Consider the following 24,882-nt stretch of genomic DNA (forward strand, 5'->3'; position numbering starts at 1 on the left):
GTCATCGCGGACCACCCTCCGATGCGGGTGGCACCGTCGGTGGCGGATCCTCTTGCCCGATGGTGCTCATCGTGTGCGCGACGGCCGGATCGATGATGTCGAGAACCGGCTTCGGGTAGACGCCGAACACCAGCAGCAGGGCGAGCAGCGGCGCGATCACCACGAGTTCACGACCGTGCAGATCACGCATGCTGCGAGTGGCGGCGCCCGGTCCCTCGACGGCCCGGGAGGGCCCGCCCATCATCCGCTGGTAGAGCCACAGGATGTAGATCGCCGACAACACGAGCGCACTCGCCGCGGCGATCGCGGCCACCGGATAGCGCGTGAATGTTCCGATCAGCACCAGGAACTCACTGATGAACGGGGCGAGCCCGGGTAGTGACAGCGTCGCCAGCCCGGCGACCAGGAAGGTGCCGGCGAGGACCGGAGCGACCTTCTGCACGCCCCCGTAGTCGGCGATGAGCCGGCTCCCGCGCCGCGACACCAGGAATCCGGCGACGAGGAACAGCGCGGCGGTCGAGATCCCGTGGTTGACCATGTACAGAGTCGATCCGGTCTGCCCCTGCGTCGTCAGCGCGAAGATGCCCAGGATGATGAAGCCGAAATGGGAGATCGACGTGTAGGCGATGAGACGCATCACGTCGGTCTGGCCGATCGCGAGTATCGCCCCATACACGATGCCGACGACCGCCAGGACTGCGATGGCCGGTGCGAAATATCGTGTGGCATCCGGGAACAGCTGCAGACAATAGCGCAACATCGCGAAGGTGCCGACCTTGTCGACGACCGCCATCATCAGGACGGCACTGGCCGGTGTGGCCGCGACCGCCGCGTCGGGCAACCACGAATGGAACGGCCACAACGGTGCCTTCACGGCGAACGCGAACATGAATCCGAGGAACAGCAGTTTGAGCAGTCCGCCCCCGGCGTCGAGCTGCCCGGTGGAGACCGCGTCGACGACGGTGCGCAGATCGAATGTTCCAGCGCCGTCGGTGCCGAGGTTCGATCGTGCCGTGACGACGTAGAGCCCGATGACCGCCGCCAGCATGATCAGACCGCCGAACAGGTTGTACAGCAGGAACTTCACCGCGGCGCGAGTCCGGTCGACACCGACGGTCGTGCCGAATCCGCCGATCAGGAAGTACATCGGGATCAACATGGCCTCGAAGAAGATGTAGAACAGGAGGATGTCGAGGGCGACGAAACTCATCAACACCATCGCCTCGACCGCCAGGGTCAGTGCGAGGTAGGTGTGTGGGCCCTTCTGCCGCCGACCGCCTGAATGGTCCAGCGATCCGGAGTGATCCGCGTCCTTCCACCCGGCGACGATGAGCAGCGGCAGCAGCACCGCGGTCAGCAACACCAGCACGAGACCGATGCCGTCGAGGCCGAGTGCGTACCGGGTGCCCAGCGCTGGTATCCAGCTGTGATCCTCGACGAACTGATACCGCGCCGCAGTATCGCCCGAGCCGCTCGGACCGCCGCGGTCGAACCCGACGGCCAGACCGACGGCAACGGCGAGCACTGCCACCGAGATGCCGAGGCCGAACCACTTGGCGATGTCGGGGCGTGTGCTCGGGACCGCCAGCACGGCGACCGCGCCGACCGCGGGGAGCAGCCACAGGATCGTCAACCACGGTGCGTTCACAGGACGTTCACCACCATCACCAGTCCGATGATCAGGGTCGCGCCGGCGAACATCGACAACGCGTAGGACCGCACATACCCGTTCTGCCAACCGCGGAGACGTCGCGACAGTCCACCGATCGAGTTGCCGATCCCCGACGTGAGGCCGTCGATACCGACGTTCTCGGCGCGGACGAGCTCACGCGTCACCTCCTGACCGGGACGCATCAGGAGTTTCTCGTTCACTGTGTCGCCGTACAGATCCCGCCTCGCGGCCATCGTGAGACCGGAGACGTCATCCGGCGCGACGTCGGCTATCGGTCGGGTCGCGTACATGCGCCAGGCGATCCCGACGCCCACAGCGACGACCGCGAGGATCGTCACGGTCACCACCCAGGTCGGAACCGCCAACGCGTGATGCTCCTCGCCGACAACGGGTTCGAGCCAGTGCACCAGGGCGTCGCCCCAGGCGAGCATCGCCCCGGAAGCGACCGAACCGACGGCGATGAGGATCATCGGCCCGGTCATCGTGCCGGGTGACTCATGCGGATGGTGCTGCTGGTCTTTCCACCGCCGCTCCCCGAAGAACGTCAACACCATCACTCGCGTCATGTAGAACGCGGTGATGCCGGCGCCGAGAAGCGCTGCACCGCCGAGCAGCCAGCCGCCGACACCGCCGGAGGCGAAGGCCGCCTCGATGATCGGGTCCTTGGAGAAGAACCCGGAGAACGGTGGCACGCCGATGATGGCCAGGTACCCGACGCCGAACGTGGCGAACGTGATCGGCATGACCGTCCGCAGCCCGCCGAAGCGCCGCATGTCTGTCTCGTCGTTCATCCCGTGCATCACCGAACCCGCACCGAGGAACAGCCCTGCCTTGAAGAACCCGTGGGTGAGCAGATGCATGATCGCGAACGCGTAGCCCGCCGGTCCGAGACCGGTCGCGAGCACCATGTAGCCGATCTGACTCATCGTCGACGCCGCGAGCGCCTTCTTGATGTCGTCCTTCGCGCAACCGATGATCGCGCCGAACAGCAGGGTGACCGCGCCGACGACCGTGACACCGACCTGGGCGGCAGGCGCGAGATCGAAGATCGGGTTCGATCGGGCGATGAGATAGACACCTGCGGTGACCATCGTCGCTGCGTGGATGAGCGCCGACACCGGTGTCGGACCCTCCATGGCGTCGCCGAGCCAGGACTGCAATGGCACCTGCGCCGACTTGCCGCACGCGGCGAGCAACAACATGAAACCGATGGCGGTGAGCACACTTTCGCCGACCTGATCGGCGCCGGCGAATACCGCCTCGAAACTCACCGCGCCGAAGGTGGCGAACATGATCATGAGCGCGACTGCGAGGCCGATGTCGCCGACACGATTCACCACGAACGCCTTCTTCGCCGCTGTCGCCGCCGACGGCTTGTACTGCCAGAAACCGATCAGCAGATACGAGGCGAGTCCCACGCCTTCCCAGCCGACGTACAGCCCGAGATAGTTGTCGGCCAGCACAAGCAGCAGCATCGCGGCGAGGAACAGGTTGAGGTAGGCGAAGAATCGTCGGCGATCGGGGTCGTCGGCCATGTAACCGATCGAGTAGATGTGGATCAGGGAGCCGACGCCGGTGATCAACAGGACGAAACACATCGACAGCTGATCGAGCTGCAGGCCGAAGTCCACCTGCAGTTCGCCGACGGGCACCCAGCTGAACAGGATGTCGTGGACGGCTCGGTCATCCGCGCCGCGACCGAGCATGCCGGTGAACATCACGAATCCGACGACGAACGACGCGAGGGCGAGCGCGGTCCCCAGCAGGTGTCCCCAGCGGTCGGTGCGCCGCCCACCCAGCAACAGGATCACAGCGCCGAGCAACGGTAGTGCCGGAACCAGCCAGAGAAGATCCGCGGTTGCCTGGGTGCTCACCGTACCTCCTACCGCTTCAACAGATCTGCGTCGTCCACCGAGGCCGATCGTCGCGCCCGGAAGATTGTCATGATGATGGCCAGCCCGACGACCACCTCGGCCGCTGCCACGACCATGGTGAAGAATGCGATGACCTGGCCATCAAAGGAACCATGCATCCGCGCAAACGTGACGAACGCCAGATTCGCGGCATTGAGCATCAGCTCGATGCACATGAACACGACGATCGCATTGCGTCGCAACAGCACCCCGGCTGCGCCGATGGTGAACAGCAGTGCGGAGAGGTACAGGTAGTTCTCCGGGTTCATCGGCCCTCCCCGAGCGATCGGCGGATACTCGGGCCACGGGAGTCCCCGTCCGGGCTCGAGCCCGAGGGGGACGGCTTGATCGACGGACGCGGTTTCAACGTCGCGTTGACCGACAGGTCCGACGGCGTGCCGTCCGGGAGCAGGGCCGGGACATCGACCGCGTTGTGTCGTGCGTACACACCGGGACTGGGCATCGGGGTCATGTCGACACCGAGGCGGAAGCGTTCCTCGGACAGCTCCCGCTGAGTGCGGCGCGGCCCGAACCGTTCCCGGTGGGCCAGCACCATCGCGCCGAGCGTGGCCGCGATCAGCAGTGCGCCGGTCAGTTCGAACGCCCACAGGTACTGGACGAAGATGAGCTGGGCGATGGCCTCGATGTTGCCGTCGGACGCGCTGGAGGCACCCACGCCGCCGGCGACCGGGGCTCCGGCGAACACCGCCAGCGACGCGGTGGCGATCGCCGCGATCAGCAGTATGCCGAAGCCGAGTCCGAGCACCATGGCCGCGATACGTTGCCCACGTAGCGTTTCCACGAGTGAGTCGGCTGAGTCCACACCGATCAGCATCAGCACGAACAGGAACAGCATCATGACCGCGCCGGTGTAGACGACCACCTGGACGACGCCGAGGAACAGGGCGCCCTGCGCGACGTAGAAGACCGCGAGGATGATCATCGTGGTGGCCAGGAAGATCGCCGAATAGACCGCCTTGGTGGCGAACACGACGCCGAGCGCACCGAGCACGGCGACCGCGCCGAGGACCCAGAACTGGACGGCTTCGCCGGTCGACGTGCGCGTGAGCTCAGCGGCGAGAAGTGCTGTCACGACTCGTCCTTCGCGACGAGCCGACCGTCTTTGGACACCTCGCCCCGGTAGTAGTTCTCCTCGGTCGAACCCGGAGCCATGGCGTGTGGGGCCGGGGAGACGCCCGGCTCGAGAGGTGCGAGCAGCCGGTCCTTCTCGTAGATGAGGTCCGCGCGGTTGTCGTCGGCGAGCTCGTACTCGTTGGTCATGGTCAGCGCACGGGTGGGGCAGGCCTCGATGCAGAGGCCACAGCCGATGCAGCGGAGGTAGTTGATCTGATAAACGCGGCCGTAGCGTTCGCCCGGTGAGTATCGCTCGTCCTCCGTGTTGTCGGCGCCCTCCACATAGATGGCGTCGGCCGGGCACGCCCAGGCGCACAGTTCACAGCCGATGCACTTCTCCAGCCCGTCGGGATGCCGATTGAGTTGGTGGCGACCGTGATAGCGCGGGGCGGTCGGAGTCTTCTCCTCGGGATACTGCTCGGTGATGGTCGGGGAGAACATCGACGAGAACGTCACCCCGAGACCGCTGATCGGTTTGAGGAAGTCAGGCATCGGTGGTCTCCTTCACGGGATCGGACGGAGGTGTGGGCGGCAGAGGGATGGTGCGCGGCGGCAACACCTGGCCGGGTAGGGGCGGGACAGGGAAGCCGCCGGCCATCGGATCGAACGTGGGCTGCGCCGGACGATCCGGCGCCGCGGGTTCCTTCGGCAGTCGCATCAGTCGCCAGATGGCATATCCGATCAGTGCGGTCACGACGAGTCCGGCGGCCGCTGACACGAGCGAGCGAGTGAGGTCGGCATCGTCGTCGCTGCCGATCGCGACGCGGATGACGGCCACGACCATCACCCAGGAGAGCGAGATCGGGATCAGGACCTTCCAGCCCAGGTTCATGAACTGGTCGTAGCGCAGGCGCGGCAGGCTGGTGCGCAGCCAGATGAACACGAAGAGGAACACCCAGACCTTGAGCGTGAACCACAGGATCGGCCACCAGCCGGAGTTGGCCCAGTCGAACATGCTGACCGGCCACGGTGCCTGCCAGCCGCCGAGGAACAGGGTGGTGGCCAGCGCCGACACGGTGACCATGTTGATGTACTCGGCGAGCATGAACATCGCGAACTTCAGCGACGAGTACTCGGTGTGGAACCCGCCGACGAGTTCGCCCTCGGCCTCCGGGAGGTCGAAGGGCGCGCGATTGGTCTCGCCGACCATCGAGATCGCGTAGATCACGAACGACGGGAGCAGGAGCAGGACGTACCAATGATGTTCCTGCGCAGCGACGATGCCCGACGTCGACATGGTCCCGGCGTCGAGGAAGACAGCGGCGAAGGTCAGACCCATCGCGATCTCGTAGGAGATGACCTGGGCCGTCGAACGCAGGCCGCCGAGCAGTGGGTAGGTGGAGCCCGATGACCATCCGGCCAGCACGATGCCGTAGACACCGACCGACGTCACGGCCAGCACGTAGAGCACGCCGACGGGGAGGTCGGTGAGTTGCAGTGGTGTCTGGTGGCCGAACACCGACACCATCGGTCCGAACGGGATGACCGCAAACGCCATCACGGCGGGGACCACGGCGATGATCGGTGCGGCGACGTAGATCACCTTGTCGACGCCGGTCGGGATGATGCCCTCCTTGAGGGCGAGCTTGACCCCGTCGGCCAGGCTCTGCAACAGCCCGCGAGGACCGACCCGATTGGGGCCGATACGCGTCTGCATGCGCGCCATGACCTTTCGCTCGATCAAGATCGCGGCGAGCGGGTTGGCGACGAGGAATCCGAAGACGGCGACGGCCTTGATCAGGATCAGCCACCACGGGTCGTGGCCGAAGTCGGCAAGTGACGGGAAATCCATCGTCACACCACCTCCCGTGGTCCGGTGGCCACACCGATCGCGACGACGTCACCTGCCGCGGACCGCAGCGTCGACGCCACCGCGGAGCCGGGTGAGTTCGCCGGCACCCACACCACCCCGTCGACCATGTCGGTGATCATCAGCGGCAGGACGATGGCGCCACGGTCGGACCCGATCTCGACGAGTGTGCCGTCGGTGGCACCGATCCCGTCGGCGGTTGCGGCCGACAGTCGGGCGACGGGAGTGCGGGCCGTGCCGGCCAGATGTGCTTCTCCGTCTTGCAGTCGTCCGTCGTCGAGCAGCATCCGCCAGGTGGCGAGGACCGCGCGCTGCGCGCCGGTGCCGTGGCTGTTGGAGGCCTCCGGCACGGCGGCGACCGGCGGGCGGGCGCCTTCCCAGGGGCCGATGCGTTCGAGGTCGGCTCGGATCGTCGCCGGATCGGGGCAGCGGATGTCGACGCCCATCTGTCTGGCAAGAGCATCGAGAACCCGGTGATCGGGGAGCGTGCCCGCCTCCGGCAGCGCGGTCGAGAACGGTCGTGCACGGCCCTCCCAGTCGAGGAACATCCCGGACTTCTCCGCGACGGCCGCGACCGGGAGCACGACGTCGGCGAGGTCGGTGACCGCGCTGCGGCGCATCTCCAGGCTCACGACGAATCCGGCCGCGACGACAGCGTCCGCCGCAGCTGCGGGATCGGGGAGGTCGTCGAGCTCGACACCGGCGATCAGCAGGGCGGAGAGATCCTGCCGCAGAGCGGCGTCCAGTATCTGGGTGGTGTCCCGCCCGGGCGTGCTCGGCAGGTCGGCAAGGTGCCAGGCGAGCGCGATCTCGGTCCGAGCGGAGAGATCGGCGACCGGCCGACCACCGGGCAGCAGATTCGGGGCGGCGCCGACCTCCAGGGCGCCGCGTTCGCCGGCGCGCCGCGGTATCCAGGCCACCCTGGCCCCGGAACGTTCGGCCAGGCGCAGGACGGCGGTGAATCCGCCGGCCACGCCGGCCAGTCGTTCTCCGACGAGGATCACCGAACCCCGCGCGGCGACGGCGTCGGAGACCGCATCCGAATCCAGCACGGCCGGTTCATCTCCCGGCGCGGTCGCGAGCAGGGTGCCGTCGAGCTTGACGACGCCGGGTGTCGCGAACGGTGCGATGGCAGTGACCTGCTGCCGCCCGGTGCGAACCGCTCGCCGCAACCGCAGGAAGACGATCGGCGACTCCTCCTCCGGTTCGAAACCCACGAGCAGGACGGCCGGCGCGGCGTCGAGGTCGCGATAGGTGAGATCGTCAGGGCGTGCGGCGACATGAGCGGCGAGGAACTCGGCCTCCTCGGCGCTGTGCGGGCGGGATCGGAAGTCGATGTCGTTGGTGTCGAGCACCGTTCGCGCGAATCGTCCGTAGGCGTAGGCATCCTCGGCGGTCAACCGTCCACCGGTGAGCACCCCGGCCCGCCCGCGGGCGGCGGCGAGACCCTCCGCGGCGTGGCGCAGTGCGTGACCCCACGACACCTCGCGCAACGTGCCGTCGGCCCAGCGGACCATCGGCATGCGCAGCCGGTCGGAAGCGGTGGCGTAGGCGAAGGCCCACCGGCCCTTGTCGCAGTTCCACTCCTGATTGACCTCGGGATCGTCGCCGGCCAGGCGGCGCAGCACCTTCCCGCGGCGATGATCGGTGCGCTGGGCACAGCCACTGGCGCAGTGTTCACACACGCTCGGCGACGACACCAGGTCGAACGGCCGGGCCCGGAAGCGGTAGGCGGTGCTGGTGAGTGCGCCGACGGGACAGATCTGGACCGTGTTGCCGGAGAAGTAGGACTCGAACGGTTCGTCCTGATACACCGACACCTGTTGGAGCGCACCACGATCCGCGAGATCGATCAGCGGATCCCCGGCCACCTGTCCGGCGAATCGGGTGCACCGCGCACACAGCACGCACCGTTCACGATCGAGCAGCACCTCCGACGACAGCGGCACCGGCTTGGTGAAGGTGCGCTTCTCGCCGGTGAACCGGGACTCGCCCCGTCCCGATGACATCGCCTGGTTCTGCAGCGGGCACTCGCCGCCCTTGTCGCACACCGGGCAGTCGAGCGGGTGGTTGATCAACAACAGCTCCATGACCCCGCGCTGGGCCTTCTCGGCGATCTCGGAGCTGCGCTGTGTGTGCACGACCATCCCGTCCGTGACGACGGTGGTGCACGAGGCCAGCGGTTTGCGCTGTCCCTCCACCTCGACGAGGCATTGTCGGCAGGCGCCGACCGGATCGAGGAGCGGATGATCGCAGAAGCGCGGGATCTGGGTGCCGATCAGTTCGGCCGCCCGGATCACCAGAGTGCCCGGGGGCACGGAGATCTCGGCGCCGTCGATCGTGACGGTCACCAGTGCGGGCTTCCCCGCCGTACGCGCATCGTCGAGAGCGGTCACCGGTCACCTCCGGTCGTGGTCGGGGAGTCGGCGAAGACGGTCGACCGATGATGGTCGAAGGGGCATCCACCCTCGAAATGCGCGAGGTACTCGTCGCGGAAGTACTTGAGGGAGGACACGATCGGACTGCCTGCGCCGTCTCCCAGGGCGCAGAACGACTTGCCGACGATGCTGTTGGTGACGTCGCTGATGGTGTCGAGATCGGCGGCGGTGCCGTGTCCGTCCTCGATCCGCTGCAACAGTTGCACGAGCCAGTAGGTGCCCTCGCGGCACGGCGTGCACTTTCCGCACGACTCGTGGGCGTAGAACTCCGTCCAGCGCAGGACCGCGCGGACCACGCAGGTGGTCTCGTCGAAGATCTGTAATGCCTTGGTGCCCAGCATCGAGCCGGCCTCACCGACTCCCTCGTAGTCGAGCGGCACGTCGAGATGGTCGGCGGTGAGGATCGGGGTCGACGATCCGCCCGGCGTCCAGAACTTGAGCTGATGACCGGCGCGCACCCCACCGGCGCGCTCCAGGAGTTCGCGCAGGGTGACGCCGAGCGCTGCCTCGTACTGTCCTGGCCGGGTCACGTGGCCGGACAGCGAGTACAGCGTGAAGCCCGGTGACTTCTCGGTCCCCATCGTCCGGAACCAGTCGACTCCGTTGCGGATGATGGGTGGGACGCTCGCGATCGACTCGACGTTGTTGACGACGGTCGGGCTGGCGTACAGCCCTGCCACGGCAGGGAAGGGCGGACGCAGCCGTGGCTGGCCGCGCCTGCCCTCGAGCGAATCGAGTAGCGCCGTCTCCTCGCCGCAGATGTAGGCGCCCGCGCCGGCGTGCACGACGAGATCGAGGTCGAAACCCGAACCGAGGATGTCGGTACCCAGATAGCCTGCCGCGTAGGCCTCGTCGACGGCCGCCCGGAGTCGGCGGAGGACCGAGGTGACCTCGCCGCGCAGATAGATGAACGCGTGGTGCGCGCGGATCGCATAGGCGGCGATGATCGCGCCCTCCACCAGCGAGTGCGGGGATGCCAGGATCAGCGGCATGTCCTTGCAGGTGCCCGGTTCGGACTCGTCGGCGTTGACGACGAGGTAGTGCGGTGCGGCGTCCGGGTCGTCGGACTGCGGGATGAACGACCACTTCATGCCGACCGGGAACCCGGCACCACCACGCCCGCGGAGTCCAGAGGCCTTCACGGTCTCGATGAGGTCGTCCGGTGCGGTGCGCAGTGCTGTGCGGAGTGCGTCGTACCCGTTGTGCGACTCGTAGTTCCGCAATGTCCACGAGTGCGGTTCGGCCCAGTGGCGGCTGAGGACGGGGATGGTGTCGTCGGCGGGCCCTTCGTGACGCTCGCGAGCTCGCTCCTCAGGGGCCGGGGTGGTGTCGGTTCGCTCCTCAGGGCTCGCAGTCCGTTTTGATTCCTGAGGTGCGTCGGGCTCCTTTTCTGATCCCTGAGGTGCGAGCGGAGCGAGCCTCGAAGGGTCCACCCCCGCCAGCTCCCGCGCCGTCGTCCGGAACGAGCACAACCCTCCGGTCCCTCGGGTCGGTTCGACCGCCACCCCCGCCCGCAGGTCCTCGACGAGTTCGACAGTGCCGTCGGGAGTCTGGTTGTCGAAGAACTCCCAGTTGACCATCACCACGGGCGCGAAGTCACATGCGGCGTTGCACTCGACGTGCTCGAGGGTGATGCGGCCGTCGGCGGTGGTCTCGCCGGGGGAGATGCCGAGATGTTCGCGTACCGTCTCGAGGATCTCGTCGCCACCCATGGCCGCGCACAGCGTGTTGGTGCACACCCCGACGAGATACTCTCCGGTGGGCGACCGACGATACATGGAGTAGAAGGTCGCGACCGCCGCCACCTGCGCCTCGGTCAGACCCAATTGCGCCGCACAGAATCCCACACCGGCACGGGTGATCTGGCCGTCCTCCGACTGGACCAGATGGAGCAGCGGCAGTAGCGCCGACCGCGATTGCGGATACCGCGCGATGATCGTGGCCGCGTCCGCGCCGAGCCGGGCGGTGACATCGTCGGGGTAGCTGTCGGCCCCCTCGAAGCGCAGCGCCGGGTGCGGCGCCGGCGCGATGACGGGAACACCCTCGGCGGGCGGCGCGCCGAGCTCCACGTACACCGGTTCGCTCATCGGTCCACCCCTCCCATCACCGGGTCGATACTGGCGACGGCCGTGATGACGTCGGCCACCATCCCGCCCTCGCACATCGCCGCCACCGCTTGAAGATTGGTGAACGACGGGTCACGGTAGTGCACGCGGTACGGGCGGGTTCCGCCGTCGCTGACCATGTGGACACCGAGTTCGCCGCGGGGCGATTCGACCGCCACATAGCATTGTCCGGCCGGCACCCGCAGGCCCTCGGTGACGAGCTTGAAGTGATGGATCAGCGCCTCCATGGAGGTGCCCATGATCTCGGCGATGTGCTCGGGGGAGTTGCCGAGACCGTCGGGGCCGAGCGCGAGGTCGGCGGGCCATGCCAGTTTGCGATCCGCGATCATCACCGGTCCGGGACGCAACCGGTCGAGGCATTGCCGGACGATGCGCACCGACTGCCGCATCTCCTTGACTCGTATCAGGTATCGACCGTAGGAGTCGCAGGTGGTGTCGGTGATGACGTCGAACTCGTAGTTCTCGTAGCCACAGTAGGGTTGAGACTTCCGCAGATCGTGCGGCAGGCCGGTGGAACGCAGAACAGGTCCGGTGATACCGAGGGCCATGCATCCGGTCAGGTCCAGATAGCCGACCCCTTGGGTGCGTGCCTTCCAGATGTAGTTCTCGTTGAGGAGATCCTCGAGTTCGCCGAGTCGTGCGGGGAGGATGTCGAGGAGTTCGCCGACCTTGTCCACGGCGTCGTCCGGAAGATCCTGTGCGACACCGCCGGGCCGGATGTAGGCGTGGTTCATCCGCAGGCCGGTGATGTACTCGAAGACGTCGAGGATCATCTCGCGCTCGCGGAAGCCGAGGAACATCGCGGTGACGGCGCCGAGTTCCATACCGCCGGTCGCGAGTGCGACCAGGTGCGACGAGATGCGGTTGAGTTCCATCAGCATCACCCGGATCACGCTGGCACGCTCCGGGATGTCGTCGGTGATGCCGAGCAGTCGTTCGACCCCGAGACAGTAGGCGGTCTCGTTGTAGAACGGCGACAGGTAATCCATCCTGGTGACGAAGGTGACGCCCTGCGTCCAGTTGCGGTACTCGAGATTCTTCTCGATCCCGGTGTGCAGGTAGCCGATACCGCATCGGGCCTCGGTGACCGTCTCGCCCTCGATCTCGAGGATCAGTCGCAGGACGCCGTGGGTGGAGGGGTGTTGTGGGCCCATGTTGACGACGATGCGCTCGTCGCCCGGCTGGGCCGCCGCCCGTTCGCGGACGGCGCTGACGATGTCGTCCCAGTCCTGGCCCGAGACGGTGTAGGTCTGCGTGGCGTGGATGTCGTCATGTGGGGTGTTGTGGCCGGTGGTGGTCATCAGTTGTACGACCTCCGTTGGTCGGGCGGCGCGATGCGGGTTCCCTTGTACTCGACCGGAACCCCGCCGAGGGGGTAGTCCTTGCGCTGTGGATGGCCCTGCCAGTCGTCGGGCATTTCGATGCGAGTGAGTGATCGGTGGCCGTCGAAGATGATGCCGAAGAAGTCGTACGTCTCGCGTTCGTGCCAGTCGTTGGTCGGATAGATGTCACAGAGGCTGGGGATGTGCGGGTCGCCGTCGGCGACCGCGACCTCGAGCCGGACCCGGCGGTTGTGCGTGATCGACAGCAGCGGATAGACCGCGTGGAGCTCGCGATCCAGGTCGTCGGGATAGTGAACTCCGTTGACTCCCAAGCACAATTCGAAGCGGAGCGTGTCGCGGTTGCGGAGGGTGAGGGCCACCGGGCGAAGATGGTCGCGGCGTACGTGCAGGGTCATCTCGTCGCGGAACACGACGACTTTCTCGACTGCGTCGTCGTAGGTTACGGCCGGTGCGCCGGCGGCGGTCTGTTCGTCGAGTCCGGCCGCCAGTTCGTCGGCGATCTCGTCGAAGTAGCCGCCATAGGGTCGGCTCGAACTCCCCGGCAGGGTGACGGCCTGGATCAGTCCGCCGTACCCGGAGGTGTCGCCGCTGCCGTGGACACCGAAGAGTCCTTTGCGGACACCGATCTGCTCGGGTCCGGTCTGTTCGGGCCGGGTGAGTTCACCTCCGGTCCCGCGGGTCTCCGGTCCGGAACCGGACCCCGTCATCGGAGGAGCCCCTTCATCTCGATCGTCGGTTTCGACTGAAGCGCCGCTTGTTCGGCCGCCCAGATCGCCTGCTCACGGTTCACCCCGAGTGGCATCTGTGCGATCTGCTCGTGGAGTTTCAGGATCGCGTTGAGCAACATCTCCGGCCGGGGCGGGCATCCGGGGAGGTAGATGTCGACCGGCACCACGTGGTCGACGCCCTGGACGATCGCGTAGTTGTTGAACATCCCGCCCGATGAGGCGCAAACACCCATGGCCAGTACCCATTTGGGTTCGACCATCTGGTCGTAGATCTGTCGGAGGACGGGCGCCATCTTCTGGCTGACACGTCCGGCGACGATCATCAGATCGGCCTGCCGTGGTGAGGCCCGGAACGCCTCCATGCCGAACCGGGCGAGGTCATAGCGCCCGGAGGTGGTGGCCATCATCTCGATGGCGCAGCACGCCAGGCCGAAGGTGGCCGGCCACAGCGATCCCTTGCGCATGAATCCGGCCAGATCTTCGACAGTGCTCAACAGGAATCCGCTGGGCAGCTTCTCTTCGAGTCCCATGTCGCGAACCTCCTTGCGTGTAGCGGCGGTCGGCCTCGCGCGCTCATCGGCGAGCGCGCGAGACGGCCGTGGTCATTCCCAGCTCAGCCCTCCGCGGCGCCACTCGTAGGCGTAGGCCACCGAGACGTTGACGATGAAGAGGGCCATGGCGGCGAGACCGAACCATCCGAGGGCGTCGAAGGCGACGGCCCACGGGTAGAGGAACACGATCTCGATGTCGAAGATGATGAAGAGCATCGCGGTCAGGTAGTACTTCACCGGGATGCGCTGGACGGTGCGTTCCAGGCGCGATGCCGTCATCACGGCAGGCCCGCCCGACGACGCGAGCGCATGTGACTCGGTCAGCGGCTCGATGCCGCATTCATACGGTTCGAGTTTGGCGCGGTTGTACCGTTTCGGTCCGACGAGGAGAGCGATGCCGACCGAAAAGACCGCGAACGCCACCGCAATTGCCCCGAGGACCATGATGGGGACGTAAGCGTTCATAGCGTGACGGCCTCCGCAGGGTAGGGCCTGATGTGAGCTGTAACACACACCCTACAAGCGGAGCCGACGCACTTGTCGAGCTTTCGGGGACGTGTTTCGGCGGGTCGCGGTCGAGAGCCGGTCAGAGCCCGGTGCTACGCAGCAACTCGACGAGAGTCGCCGACAAGGTGATCGGATCGACGGGCAGTGTCGCTGTCGCGTCGGCACGTGACCAGTCGGCCAGCCACCGGTCGTCGGCGCGGCCGAGGAGCACGAGGATCGGCGGGCACGGGTCGACCTCGTCCTTCATCTGTTTGGCCAGACCCATCCCGCCGGCCGGGGTGGCCTCCCCGTCGAGGATGACCACATCGATGACCCCGGCGTCGAGCTGCGCGAACACCATCGGCGCGGTCGCGACCTCGACGAAGCTGAGCTCGGGAAGCGCCGGATCGGGGTGACGGCCGAGCGCTCCGATCACCGCTGCGCGCGTGTCGGAATGGTCGGAGTAGACCAGCACCCGCAGGGCTACGACCCCCTCCGCATTCCGGGGCTCGCCCTCCCGAGGTCGCAGCGAGCGCTTCTCGTTGCTCCGGTCGGGGTCGGTCACGTCGAGCACATTACCGTCCCACCGTCGTCACCCGTGCGCAGAATCGCCCGCCGCAGGCCCACTCGTCGACCGTGTCCAGATTTTCGCCGATCGTGCCCGGTCTGCACGGCGAGCGTCGGCCCACTCGTCGACCGTGTCCAGATTTTCGCCGATCGTGCCCACGGTCACCCCGGCCGGACACCGTCGGCGAAAAGCAGGGCACGGTCGGCGAGGGTGGGGAAGCGGCTCGCCGGTCGCGCTCAGTGATCCGTGAAGAATCCGACCCGCCGACGATGGCTCTCGAGCGCGAACGTCACCAGCTGATCGATGAGGTCCGGGTAGCGCACCCCCGTCGCCTCCCAGAGCTTCGGGTACATCGAACCCGGGGTGAATCCGGGAATCGTGTTGACCTCGTTCAGCAGCCAGCCGCGACCACCCTCTTCGTAGAAGAAGTCGACGCGCGCCATCCCGGCGCAGCGCAGCGCGGTGAACGCCTTGGCGGCGAGATCGCGCACCTCGCGGGTGGCGTCGTCGGGTAGTTCGGCGGGGATGACCAGGGTCGCCGCTCCGGTGACGTACTTGTCCTCGTAGTCGTAGAACTCACTGCCCGGGAGGATCTCACCGGGCACCGACGCCTCGGGTGCCGTGTTGCCCAGGACCGCGACCTCGACCTCCCGCGCGGTGACGTGCTCCTCGATGATCACCACGTCGTCGTAGCGCAGGGCGATGTCGATGGCCTTGTCGAGTTCGGACGGATCGTGCGCCTTGGAGATCCCCACCGACGACCCGAGGTTCGCCGGCTTGACGAACACCGGCAGCCCGAGTTCGTCGACGGCGCGGGCAACGATCGTGTTGGGGTCGTCGATGCCGTCGCGGAACTCGATCCAGCGGCACTGCGGGATACCGGTCTGCTCGGCGACGATCTTCGCCATCGCCTTGTCCATACACAGCGCCGACGACAACACCCCGGCACCGACGTAGGGCACCTTGAAGAGTTCGAGCATCCCCTGGATGGTGCCGTCCTCACCGTGCGGACCGTGCAGCAGCGGCAGGACGACGGTGACCGGCTGCTCGGGACCGTCGACCTCTCCGCGAACCGCGCTGAGTGGCTCGACCTCGGTGCCTGCGGCCTCGAGCCGCTCCGGCAGCGCACTGCCCTCGGCGAGCGCGGCGATCGCCTTGTCGTTGCGCAGCCAGGTGCCACCCTTGGTGATGCCGATGGGCACGAGGTCGTACTTGCTCCGATCTGCTGCCGCGAGCACGTGGGCCGCGGTGACACAGGAGACGTCGTGTTCTGCGGACACCCCACCGAAGAGGACGACCAGACGCAGCAGGGGTGAAGCCATGGCAGACACGATACGGCCAGCGGGGACACGCAGCCGCCCGAGGTACGTGGGCTTGTAGCGTTGCGGTGTGCATGTGAGGGCGAGTGAGGTGGCGCAGGCGGTCGGCGGACGACTGGTCGGCGACGACGTGACGATCGACGGTGCCGGCATCGACTCGCGGAGCGTCCGCCCGGGTCAGTTGTTCGTGCCGATCGTCGCGGCACGCGACGGCCACGAGTACGTGTCGTCGGCGGTTGCGGGTGGAGCGTCGGCGTACCTGACGTCGGTCGGGCCGCTGCCGGACGTGGCCGCCCCCGCGATCGAGGTCACCGAGACCGCGGCCGCGCTCGCCGATCTCGGCGGCGCCATGCGCGACCGGCTGCCCGACCGTGTCGTCGGCGTGACGGGGTCGGTCGGCAAGACCTCCACCAAGGACCTCCTCGCCGGCGTGCTCGCCACGACCTATCGGACCACCGCCAGCGAGAAGTCGTTCAACAACGAGTTGGGTCTGCCGCTCACGCTGTCCAACGCTCCCGACGACACCGAGGCGGTCGTCGTCGAGATGGGTGCCCGCGGCATCGGACACATCGATCTGCTGTGTGGCATCGCCCGGCCGACCGTCGGCATCATCACCCGGGTCGAAGGGGTGCATCTCGAGCTGTTCGGTGACATCGACGCCGTCGCGCAGGCCAAGGGCGAACTGGTCGAGGCACTTCCGGTCGACGGCCTGGCGGTGCTCAACGCCGACCACGCGCGAGTGGCGGCCATGGCGGATCGCACCGACGCGGGTGTGCTGACCTTCGGGCTCACCCCGGCCGCGGACGTGCATGCCGCCGACGTCGTCCTCGACGACCAATTACGCGCCTCGTTCCGGTTGCACACGCCGTGGGGTGAGGCCGACATCCGGCTCGGGGCGCGGGGCGAGCACCAGGTGCCGAACGCGCTCGCCGCCGCGGCCGCGGCCGGCTGGCTCGGCGTACCCGTCGACGTCATGGCCGACGGTCTGCTCGGCGCCGCGCTGTCCGGATTGCGGATGGAGCTGTCCACGACGGCGGGCGGGGTGACCATCATCAACGACGCCTACAACGCGAACCCGACGTCGATGGCGGCGGCGCTGTCGTCGTTGGCGGCGCTCGACGCCCGGCGCCGCGTCGCAGTCCTCGGGACGATGGCCGAACTGGGTGCCGACTCGACGACCGAGCACGTCGCGATCACCGCCCGCGCCCGTGAACTCGGTGTCGATGTCATCGCGGTCGACGAACCCGACTACGGCGACGACGCCCGCCACGTCCCCGATGTCGACGGTGCCGTCGCCGCGCTGGCCGGCCTCGGCTCCGGCGACGCCGTGCTCGTCAAGGGCAGTCGCGTCGCCGCGCTCGAGCGCGTCGCCGAGGCGCTGCTCGGCGGCTGAGCCGTCCACCGCCCGCCGTCGACGGCAGATCTCAGCCGTCGCGCCCCTCGGCGTTCGCGACGATGATGTCGCGGAGAAACTGTGCGAGTCCCGGCGCACGCGTGTCGTAGTGCGCGGTGAATCGCGGATCGGCGATGTACATCTCGGCGAGATTCACCTGCATCTCGTACCCGCAGTCGTAGAACTGTTCGATCCCGGCGCGGTGCTCCTCGGCGAGCGCATTCGCCTCCGGTGAGCCGGCAGCCACTCCGGCGCGCATCGCGTCCGCCAGCTTCGCCTCGAGGGCGTCGCCCTCGGCCTTGATCCGGCGCCAATCGTTCTTGTCGAATCGGGCTGTTCGCGCCTGGCTCTGCCGCCACGCGTCGGTATCGCCCCAGCGCTCCTGGGCCTCGGCGGCGTACTCGTCGCCGGGCCAGTCGTCGCCGAAGATCTCGGCCTGCTCCGCCGCGGTCAGCTGGATGCCGTCCTTCTTTGCGTTCATCATCTCCTCCACTGCTGCGACCATCCGGTGCAAGCGATCGATCCGTTCGGTCAGCAGGTCGTGCTGATCGCGCAGATGCGCCATCGCATCCACGGACGGGTCGTCGAGCAGGGTCGCGATCTGCTCCAGAGGAAAGCCCAGCTCACGGTAGGTGAGGACGCGGTGCAGACGTTCGACGTCGGCGTCGTCGTAGATCCGATAACCCGACGCCGTACGTCCCGACGGCACCACGAGTCCGATGTGGTCCCAGTGGTGCAGGGTGCGGACGCTGATACCGACAAGACGCGCGATCTCGCCGACCGTGCGCTGGTCTTCTTCGCTCACATCCGACACTGTGGTGCCTCACGTCGCGTCAGGGTCAAGGGCGGACATCCGCCCTGAGTTCCACCGCGGAACCTACGGCGCCAGCCCGAACTCCTGGTCGCCCTTGGTGCAGCTCGCGAGGATTCCGGTGGTCTCCGACGGCCCGCAATCCCAGCCCGACACCTGCTGTGGCTGCCCGGTCGCGATCTTCGGCCCGTACTCCGTGGCGACCTTCTTGGCGGTGCCGCAGTCCAGATCGCCGTCGAGGATCAGGATGCGCAGTGCGCCGTCGGGACCCTTGGTGGTTCCGCATGCCGTGGTGTCGGCGTGATCGTCGGCGACCGACGTCGTCGGGGAGGCCGGCTTCGGCCCGCCGACGACGGATGCGCTCGGATTCTCCGAGACCGTGGTCGCCGACCCGGAGTCGGCCGCCGACGACGGGGTGGACTCCTGTTCGGTTCCGCATCCGGCTAGTGCGAGGCCCACCACGCCGGCGGCGAGAACGAGCACGATTCGATGCAAGCTACGCGACATGGACATCACCGTACCGGGTCCGATTGCCGTCCAGGTTTGGGCGGTGAGGCCCCCACCTGCAAGGATGCACCCGTGAGTTCCGACGACCCCGCCTTGAGCCCCGACCATTCCTTCACCGTCGGGACGTCGCTGCCCGGCACCCGGGGCCGGACCGGCGTCATCGACACCCCGCACGGGCAGATCCATACGCCGGCGTTCGTGCCGGTCGGGACCAAGGCCACCGTCAAGACGGTGCTCCCCGAATCGGTGGCGGCGCTCGGCGCGCAGGCGGTCCTCGCCAACGCCTATCACCTCTACCTGCAGCCCGGTCCGGAGATCATCGACGAGGCCGGTGGACTCGGGGCCTTCATGAACTGGCCCGGTCCCACCTACACCGACAGCGGGGGATTCCAGGTCATGTCCCTCGGTGTCGGGTTCAAGAAGGTCATCTCGATGGACGTCGTCGGCGAGCAGAACGACGACGCGACCGCCGCCGGCAAGGAACGGCTCTCGGCCGTCGACGACGACGGCGTCACCTTCAAGTCGCATCTCGACGGGTCGGCCCACCGGTTCACCCCGGAGGTGTCCATGCAGATTCAGCACCAACTGGGCGCCGACATCATCTTCGCGTTCGACGAACTGACCACCCTGATGAACACCCGTATGTATCAAGAGAATTCACTCGAGCGCACCAGGCTCTGGGCGATTCGCTGTCTCGCCGAACACAATCAGCTGACCCGCGAGCGCATCCATCGTCCACCGCAGTCGCTGTGGGGTGTCATTCAGGGTGCCCAATACGAGGATCTGCGGCGCAAGGCCGCGCGGGATCTGGTCACCATGAGCGCGATGGATCAGGCCGACGGTGGGCGCGGATTCGGCGGTTTCGGGATCGGCGGGGCGCTCACCAAGGACGACCTCGGGACCATCGTCGGCTGGGTCAACGACGAACTCCCGCAGGACAAGCCGAAACATCTGCTCGGCATCAGCGAACCGGACGACATCTTCGTGGCGATCGAGAACGGTGCCGACACCTTCGACTGCGTCTCACCGACCCGGGTCGCCCGCAACGGGGCGATCTACTCGCGGGACGGGCGATACAACGTCACGAATGCGAAGTACCGCAAGGATTTCCGACCACTCGACCCGGAAGTCGAGAACTACAGCTCGCAATACACCCGCGCGTACCTTCATCATCTGTTCAAGGCGAAGGAAGGACTCGCCGCGACCCTCGCGACCCTGCACAACGTGTCGTTCATCGTGCAGATGGTCGACGGTGCCCGTCGGGCGATCGAGGCCGGGAACTACGTCGAGTACCGCGACGACTTCCTGGGTCGGTACTACGCGGGTTCCCGGTGAGCGGCTCCTGAGCGTCAGCGAATCCATTCGGTGGCAAGGCTGTCGACCCAGTCGACGGCGTCGGCCGCGTCAGCGGGTGGCGCATCCACGATCACCAGTTCGGTCACCCCGAGCGCGGCGAGCGGTTCGAGGTCGGCGAGCGACGGAGAGCGCAGCGCCACCGCGACGCTGAGTTGATCGGTGGATCGTCCTGCGGACGAGCACAATTCGTTGATCGTGCGCATGCGGTCGGCGACGGCATCGACATCGTCGAGGTTGAAGCCGTACCAGCCGTCGGCCCAGTCGACGACCCGTTTCAGAGCGCTGTCACTGTTGCCGCCGACGACGATCGGGATGGTCGATCGGACCGGTGCCGGCCGGACGCGGATGGCGTCGAACGAGACGAACTCGGATGTGTAGGACGCGGGATCGTCTCGCCACAGGGTGCGCATGGCCTCGACGTACCGGGCGGTTCGGGCTCCTCTGCGCTCGAACGGGACCCCGAGCGCATCGAATTCCTCGCGCGACCAGCCGATCCCGACGCCGGCTGTCAGCCGTCCGCCGCTGAGGCGGTCCAGTGACGCGAGCTGCTTGGCCATGATCACCGGATTGTGTTCGGGCAAGAGGGATACGCCGGTCGCGAGGCCGATGGTCGAGGTGGCCGCGGCCGCGAAGGACAACGTGATCGTCGGGTCCAGCCAATCCGCGTCGGCCGGCACCGCGATCTTCCCGTCGGCCGCATAGGGGTATCGCGAGGTCTGATCGTCGACCATCACGACGTGTTCGCCCGACCACAGAGTCGCGAAACCCCGGCGCTCGGCCCGGCGGGCGACGGCGTCGATGACGTCGCGGTTTGCCCCCGTGCCGATCCCCAGGGCGTGCAGACCGATGCGCATGTCCGTCATGCCTGTAGATCATCCACCGAATCCCGGCGCCCGGGCGCCACCTGGAAGAACGCGCCGGAAATGCCCGCAGGCGCAGTTCCGGGATGACCTCCCCGACTGGATCGTCGGGCCACCCGTCGGCCCGCACCCGGGCGACACCCCCTCGGGAACCGCAACCCTGTCCGACTCGTTGGGTTTGCGAAGAGACCGCCGACTCGGCACCCTGGAAGGGTCCCACCGAGCCTGAACCGAGAGAGACGATGCGACGCGCCAAGCGCCGAAAACGCCGACGACGATCTGCCCACCCCTGCTCCACCCTGCCTGACGATCACCCCGTCGGGGCTGCCCGGAGGTCGTCGTGCTGACCCTCCTCGGCATCGCTGCCGGCATCCTCGTCGTCTTCCTCATCACCGCCCTGACCGGCTATTTCGTCGCTCAGGAGTTCGCGTACATGGCGGTCGACCGGTCACGATTGCGAGCTCGCGCCGACGCCGGTGACGCCGCGGCCGCGCGTGCACTCTCCGTCACCCGCCGCACCTCCTTCATGCTCTCCGGCGCTCAGCTGGGCATCACCATCACCGGCCTGCTCGTCGGCTACGTCGCCGAACCGCTCATCGGTAGCGGTGTCGGCGAACTCCTCGGCGACGTCGGGATTCCGGTCGCGGCCGGCGTGGCGATCGGCACGGTCATCGCGATCCTGTTCTCCACCGTCATCCAGATGGTCCTCGGTGAGTTGTTCCCGAAGAACCTGGCGATAGCACGGCCGGAGCCGGTGGCGCGGTGGTTGGCGCGGTCGACGACGGCCTACCTCGCGGTGTTCGGCTGGCTGATCGCGCTGTTCGACAAATCATCGAACCTCTTGTTGCGCATGCTGCGCATCGAACCCGTGCATGACGTCGAGCATTCGGCCACCCCGCGCGACCTCGAGCACATCGTCGCGGAGTCGCGGGACGCCGGCGAGCTTCCCGCGGATCTGTCGACGCTGCTGGATCGCATCCTCGACTTCCCCACGCGCACAGCCGGTCACGCGATGATCCCGCGCACCCGCGTCGACTGCGTGGGCGACGACGACACCGCGTCGTCGGTGCTGACGAGGATGAGCACCGGACACACCCGTTATCCGGTCACCGACGACAACGCCGAGATCATCGGCATCGTCCACCTACACGACCTGCTCGTGTGGTCGGCCGACGCAACCGCGAATCCGACGGCGACGGCGGCCGACGTGTGCCGTCGCCCGATCATCGTGCCGACGTCCCTGCCCCTGCCCGAGGTGATCGCGCAGATCGAGGAGGCCGACGACGAGATGGCCGTTGTGATCGACGAGTACGGCGGATTCGCCGGTGTCGTGACCATCGAGGACATCGCCGAGGAACTCGTCGGCGAGATCGACGACGAGCACGATCCGGATGCCCCGGAGGCGATCGAGCACACCGACGACGGGTGGCTGATCCGCGGCGACACCCATCTGGACGAGGTCTCCCGCGAGATCGGTCACGATCTCCCCGACGACGACCACGAGACCATCGCCGGACTGGTCATCGGCGAGTTCGGCGGACTGCCCGCCGTCGGCGACGAAGTCGTGTTCGACCTCGAACTCGATCCCGCCCTGCTCGCGCACGACGAACCCGTCGGGCCGCAGTCGGTGCGGGTCGTTGTGCTCGCCGTCGACCGGCATGTGCCGTCGTCGGTGCTGCTGACGACATCCCTGGCCCACGCGGACAGTTCACCGGGTCGCCGACATCACGCCGACGCGACCGAGGAAGGCGGTGCCCGATGAGCAATCCGTGGATCGTCATCATCGCGACCGTCGGCCTGATCGCGGCCAGCGCATTCTTTGTCGCGGTCGAGTTCGCGCTCATCGCGGCGCGACGTCATCGCCTCGAGGACGCCGCCCCCACCAGCAGGTCGGCGCGAGCGGCATTGCGCAGCGCGTCTGAGCTGTCGGTGTTGCTGGCCGGGTCGCAGCTGGGCATCACGGTCTGCACGCTCGCACTGGGCGCGATCACCAAACCCGCTGTGCACCATTGGCTCACGCCGGCGTTCGAGAGCTGGGGCCTGCCGCTGTGGACCGCCGACATCGCGGGCTTCGTGCTCGCGTTGATCATCGTCACCTTCCTGCATCTGGTCGTCGGCGAGATGGCGCCGAAGTCGTGGGCCATCGCCCATCCCGAACGGTCGGCCACGATGCTGGCGTTGCCGATGCGGGCGTTCATGTGGGTGACGCGGCCGGTCATCGTGCAGCTGAACCGGCTGGCCAACTGGTGTCTGGCGAAGGTCGGCGTCGAGGCCGTGGATCAGGTTGCCTCCGGCCAGGATTCAGAAGCCCTTCGACATCTCGTCGAGCACTCGGCGACGGTCGGCACCCTGGACGAGCGGTATCACGCACACCTGACCAGCGCGCTGGAGCTCCAATCGCTCACCGTCGGCGACGTGATCGGCCACGGCGCCGTGACGGCGGTGCCTCGGTCGGCGACGCCGAAGGTGATCCAGGATGCCTCACGCCGCAGCAATCACCGCCGACTCCTGGTGCGTACCAATGGATCAGACGATGCCACTGCGGTCGACGGCGTCGTGCACGTTCGGGACAGTCTCGCTGCCTCGCCCGACACCACGGCCGCCGAGCTGATGAGGCCGGTACTGTCCTTCGCGTCGAGTGTGCCCGTGTACGAGGCGTTGTCGGCGATGCGTGAGTCGAAGGGTCATGTCGCGACAGTCGTCGACGAGGGGCGCGTTGTCGGCCTGCTCACGCTCGACGACGTGCTCGAGCGGTTGCTGGCCACCACGTCCGGCTGACCGCCGCCTGAGGCCCCGAGGCCCGACATGATGGTCACCTCAGCGGCCCGATGAGTGGATAATCCACTTATCGGGCCGCTCTCGTGTTCCTGGTGCGCACAGGTACCGACGCGGAGCCCCGCGACTGCTCACGACCACTCGTCGTCGGTGAGAATCCACGGATCACGGGGAAGCGCGGCGGGCCGGAATCGCTCGAGCAGCATCGCGGTGTCGACCGTCTCGCCGGCGTCGCCCAGGCCGAGCGACGACGCCATGTGCGACAAGACGTCGTCGGCCGTCACCCCGCGCTCCGCGAGATCGCTCAGAGTGACGGCGCCGTCCCGTTTGCTGAGACGGATGTGCTCGGAGTTCAGGACCATCGGCACGTGGGCGTAGGCCGGAGGTGTGTGCCCGAGCAGCGTGGCGAGGTAGCCCTGCCGAGGTGCCGACGACAGCAGATCGTCGCCGCGCACCACCTGATCGATCCCCTGGGCGGCATCGTCGACGACGACCGCGAGGTTGTAGGCCGGTGTGCCGTCGTTGCGTTGGATGACGAAGTCGTCGACTGCCCCGGTATAGGTGCCGTGCAGTTCGTCGTCGACGGTGAACACGTCGGTGTCCGCCCGGAGTCGCACAGCCGGTGGCCGACCCGCGGCACGACGCTCGGCGCGCTGCGCCGGTGTGAGATCCCGGCACGTACCCGGATACGCGCCCTGGGGCGCGTGCGGTGCCGACGGTGCCTCGAGGATCTCCCGCCGGGTGCAGAAGCACTCGAATGTGCGTCCCGCGTCGCGGAGAGTGTCGATCACCGACTGATAGACGGCCTGTCGGTCGGTCTGATAGATCACCGGCGGGTCCCAGTCGACGCCGAGGGCGGCCAGATCGGCGAGTTGCTGCTGGTCGGCGCCAACGGCGGTGCGATCGAGATCTTCCATGCGGATTCCGAACGCGCGTCCGGTGGTCCGGGCGAACAACCAGGCGAGCACGGCCGTGCGGAGATTGCCGACGTGCAACTCTCCCGACGGTGACGGCGCGAAGCGTCCCGCCGGCGTCGGAGTGGGGAGTCCGGGGCCGATGTCCATGTGCGGATGAGCGTACCGAGACCGACCC

The 24,882-nt window shown here is 67.4% G+C and carries 22 protein-coding genes; 4 read left to right on the top strand and 18 right to left on the bottom strand.

The features are described 5' to 3' along the window. Position 1 precedes the first annotated feature (1 nt). The 14 genes from EEB19_RS06630 to EEB19_RS06695 all read right to left on the bottom strand — a co-directional run bounded on the left by EEB19_RS06630 (position 2) and on the right by EEB19_RS06695 (position 16,091). On the bottom strand, positions 2 to 1,648 hold the full coding sequence (locus EEB19_RS06630) for an NADH-quinone oxidoreductase subunit M (RefSeq protein ID WP_187584369.1): 1,647 nt from the start codon (positions 1,646 to 1,648) through the stop codon (positions 2 to 4). Next, positions 1,645 to 3,546, bottom strand: a complete 1,902-nt coding sequence (gene nuoL, locus EEB19_RS06635) for an NADH-quinone oxidoreductase subunit L (protein ID WP_187584371.1) — start codon at positions 3,544 to 3,546, stop codon at positions 1,645 to 1,647. The genes EEB19_RS06630 and nuoL overlap by 4 nt, the downstream gene beginning before the upstream one ends. An 8-nt stretch (positions 3,547 to 3,554) precedes the next feature. After that, a complete protein-coding gene (gene nuoK / locus EEB19_RS06640) occupies positions 3,555 to 3,854 on the bottom strand; it encodes an NADH-quinone oxidoreductase subunit NuoK (RefSeq protein ID WP_187584373.1) in 300 nt (99 codons plus the stop codon). After that, positions 3,851 to 4,678 (bottom strand): NADH-quinone oxidoreductase subunit J, encoded by an 828-nt coding sequence (locus EEB19_RS06645; RefSeq protein WP_187584375.1) that lies wholly within the window; start codon positions 4,676 to 4,678, stop codon positions 3,851 to 3,853. The genes nuoK and EEB19_RS06645 overlap by 4 nt, the downstream gene beginning before the upstream one ends. Continuing rightward, positions 4,675 to 5,211 (bottom strand): NADH-quinone oxidoreductase subunit NuoI, encoded by a 537-nt coding sequence (gene nuoI, locus EEB19_RS06650; RefSeq protein ID WP_187584377.1) that lies wholly within the window; start codon positions 5,209 to 5,211, stop codon positions 4,675 to 4,677. The genes EEB19_RS06645 and nuoI overlap by 4 nt, the downstream gene beginning before the upstream one ends. Further along, on the bottom strand, positions 5,204 to 6,517 hold the full coding sequence (nuoH, locus tag EEB19_RS06655) for an NADH-quinone oxidoreductase subunit NuoH (RefSeq protein WP_187584379.1): 1,314 nt from the start codon (positions 6,515 to 6,517) through the stop codon (positions 5,204 to 5,206). The genes nuoI and nuoH overlap by 8 nt, the downstream gene beginning before the upstream one ends. Then, positions 6,514 to 8,925, bottom strand: a complete 2,412-nt coding sequence (locus EEB19_RS06660) for an NADH-quinone oxidoreductase subunit G (protein ID WP_187584387.1) — start codon at positions 8,923 to 8,925, stop codon at positions 6,514 to 6,516. The genes nuoH and EEB19_RS06660 overlap by 4 nt, the downstream gene beginning before the upstream one ends. After that, positions 8,922 to 11,054: an NADH-quinone oxidoreductase subunit NuoF gene (nuoF, locus tag EEB19_RS06665; RefSeq protein ID WP_187584389.1), complete on the bottom strand. Its 2,133-nt coding sequence runs from the start codon at positions 11,052 to 11,054 to the stop codon at positions 8,922 to 8,924. Before nuoF ends, EEB19_RS06660 begins: the two co-directional genes overlap by 4 nt. After that, a complete protein-coding gene (nuoD, locus tag EEB19_RS06670; protein ID WP_187584391.1) occupies positions 11,051 to 12,394 on the bottom strand; it encodes an NADH dehydrogenase (quinone) subunit D in 1,344 nt (447 codons plus the stop codon). Before nuoD ends, nuoF begins: the two co-directional genes overlap by 4 nt. Further along, complete coding sequence (locus tag EEB19_RS06675; RefSeq protein WP_187584393.1) at positions 12,394 to 13,143, bottom strand: NADH-quinone oxidoreductase subunit C; 750 nt, start codon at positions 13,141 to 13,143, stop codon at positions 12,394 to 12,396. Before EEB19_RS06675 ends, nuoD begins: the two co-directional genes overlap by 1 nt. Beyond that, positions 13,140 to 13,694: an NADH-quinone oxidoreductase subunit B family protein gene (locus tag EEB19_RS06680; protein ID WP_187584396.1), complete on the bottom strand. Its 555-nt coding sequence runs from the start codon at positions 13,692 to 13,694 to the stop codon at positions 13,140 to 13,142. The genes EEB19_RS06675 and EEB19_RS06680 overlap by 4 nt, the downstream gene beginning before the upstream one ends. Positions 13,695 to 13,766: 72 nt before the next feature. Continuing rightward, positions 13,767 to 14,180, bottom strand: coding sequence for an NADH-quinone oxidoreductase subunit A (locus EEB19_RS06685; protein ID WP_187584398.1), 414 nt, complete (start codon positions 14,178 to 14,180; stop codon positions 13,767 to 13,769). A gap of 121 nt (positions 14,181 to 14,301) precedes the next feature. After that, positions 14,302 to 14,730, bottom strand: coding sequence for a hypothetical protein (locus EEB19_RS06690; RefSeq protein WP_187584531.1), 429 nt, complete (start codon positions 14,728 to 14,730; stop codon positions 14,302 to 14,304). A gap of 275 nt (positions 14,731 to 15,005) precedes the next feature. After that, the gene (locus EEB19_RS06695) at positions 15,006 to 16,091 is read right to left on the bottom strand and encodes a D-alanine--D-alanine ligase family protein (RefSeq protein WP_187584400.1); all 1,086 of its coding nucleotides are present in this window, start codon (positions 16,089 to 16,091) and stop codon (positions 15,006 to 15,008) included. Between the two features lie 67 nt (positions 16,092 to 16,158). On the opposite strand from EEB19_RS06695, the gene murF reads away from it, so the two are divergent. Further along, positions 16,159 to 17,481 carry a UDP-N-acetylmuramoyl-tripeptide--D-alanyl-D-alanine ligase gene (gene murF, locus EEB19_RS06700; protein WP_187584402.1) on the top strand — a complete coding sequence of 441 codons (1,323 nt, stop codon included), beginning with the start codon at positions 16,159 to 16,161 and terminating at the stop codon, positions 17,479 to 17,481. A gap of 31 nt (positions 17,482 to 17,512) precedes the next feature. Here murF and EEB19_RS06705 read toward each other — a convergent pair whose 3' ends face one another. Together EEB19_RS06705 and EEB19_RS06710 are read right to left on the bottom strand one after the other, a co-directional pair. After that, positions 17,513 to 18,286 carry a MerR family transcriptional regulator gene (locus EEB19_RS06705; RefSeq protein ID WP_187584404.1) on the bottom strand — a complete coding sequence of 258 codons (774 nt, stop codon included), beginning with the start codon at positions 18,284 to 18,286 and terminating at the stop codon, positions 17,513 to 17,515. 72 nt (positions 18,287 to 18,358) lie between these two features. Then, positions 18,359 to 18,799, bottom strand: coding sequence for a hypothetical protein (locus EEB19_RS06710; protein ID WP_187584406.1), 441 nt, complete (start codon positions 18,797 to 18,799; stop codon positions 18,359 to 18,361). Between the two features lie 72 nt (positions 18,800 to 18,871). Between EEB19_RS06710 and tgt the strand changes: the two genes are divergently transcribed. After that, a complete protein-coding gene (gene tgt, locus EEB19_RS06715) occupies positions 18,872 to 20,134 on the top strand; it encodes a tRNA guanosine(34) transglycosylase Tgt (protein ID WP_262365487.1) in 1,263 nt (420 codons plus the stop codon). 14 nt (positions 20,135 to 20,148) lie between these two features. Here tgt and EEB19_RS06720 read toward each other — a convergent pair whose 3' ends face one another. Beyond that, positions 20,149 to 21,009: an LLM class F420-dependent oxidoreductase gene (locus EEB19_RS06720; protein WP_187584533.1), complete on the bottom strand. Its 861-nt coding sequence runs from the start codon at positions 21,007 to 21,009 to the stop codon at positions 20,149 to 20,151. Positions 21,010 to 21,355: 346 nt separating this feature from the next. Between EEB19_RS06720 and EEB19_RS06725 the strand changes: the two genes are divergently transcribed. Both EEB19_RS06725 and EEB19_RS06730 read left to right on the top strand, forming a co-directional pair. Further along, positions 21,356 to 22,777: a hemolysin family protein gene (locus EEB19_RS06725; RefSeq protein ID WP_187584408.1), complete on the top strand. Its 1,422-nt coding sequence runs from the start codon at positions 21,356 to 21,358 to the stop codon at positions 22,775 to 22,777. Further along, the gene (locus tag EEB19_RS06730; protein ID WP_187584410.1) at positions 22,774 to 23,793 is read left to right on the top strand and encodes a hemolysin family protein; all 1,020 of its coding nucleotides are present in this window, start codon (positions 22,774 to 22,776) and stop codon (positions 23,791 to 23,793) included. The genes EEB19_RS06725 and EEB19_RS06730 overlap by 4 nt, the downstream gene beginning before the upstream one ends. A gap of 128 nt (positions 23,794 to 23,921) precedes the next feature. On the opposite strand, the gene gluQRS is transcribed toward EEB19_RS06730, so the two are convergent. Further along, positions 23,922 to 24,854: a tRNA glutamyl-Q(34) synthetase GluQRS gene (gene gluQRS / locus EEB19_RS06735; RefSeq protein WP_187584412.1), complete on the bottom strand. Its 933-nt coding sequence runs from the start codon at positions 24,852 to 24,854 to the stop codon at positions 23,922 to 23,924. Between the last annotated feature and the right edge of the window lie 28 nt (positions 24,855 to 24,882).

The organism is Gordonia sp. OPL2 (assembly GCF_003797825.1).
GTDB lineage: Bacteria > Actinomycetota > Actinomycetes > Mycobacteriales > Mycobacteriaceae > Gordonia.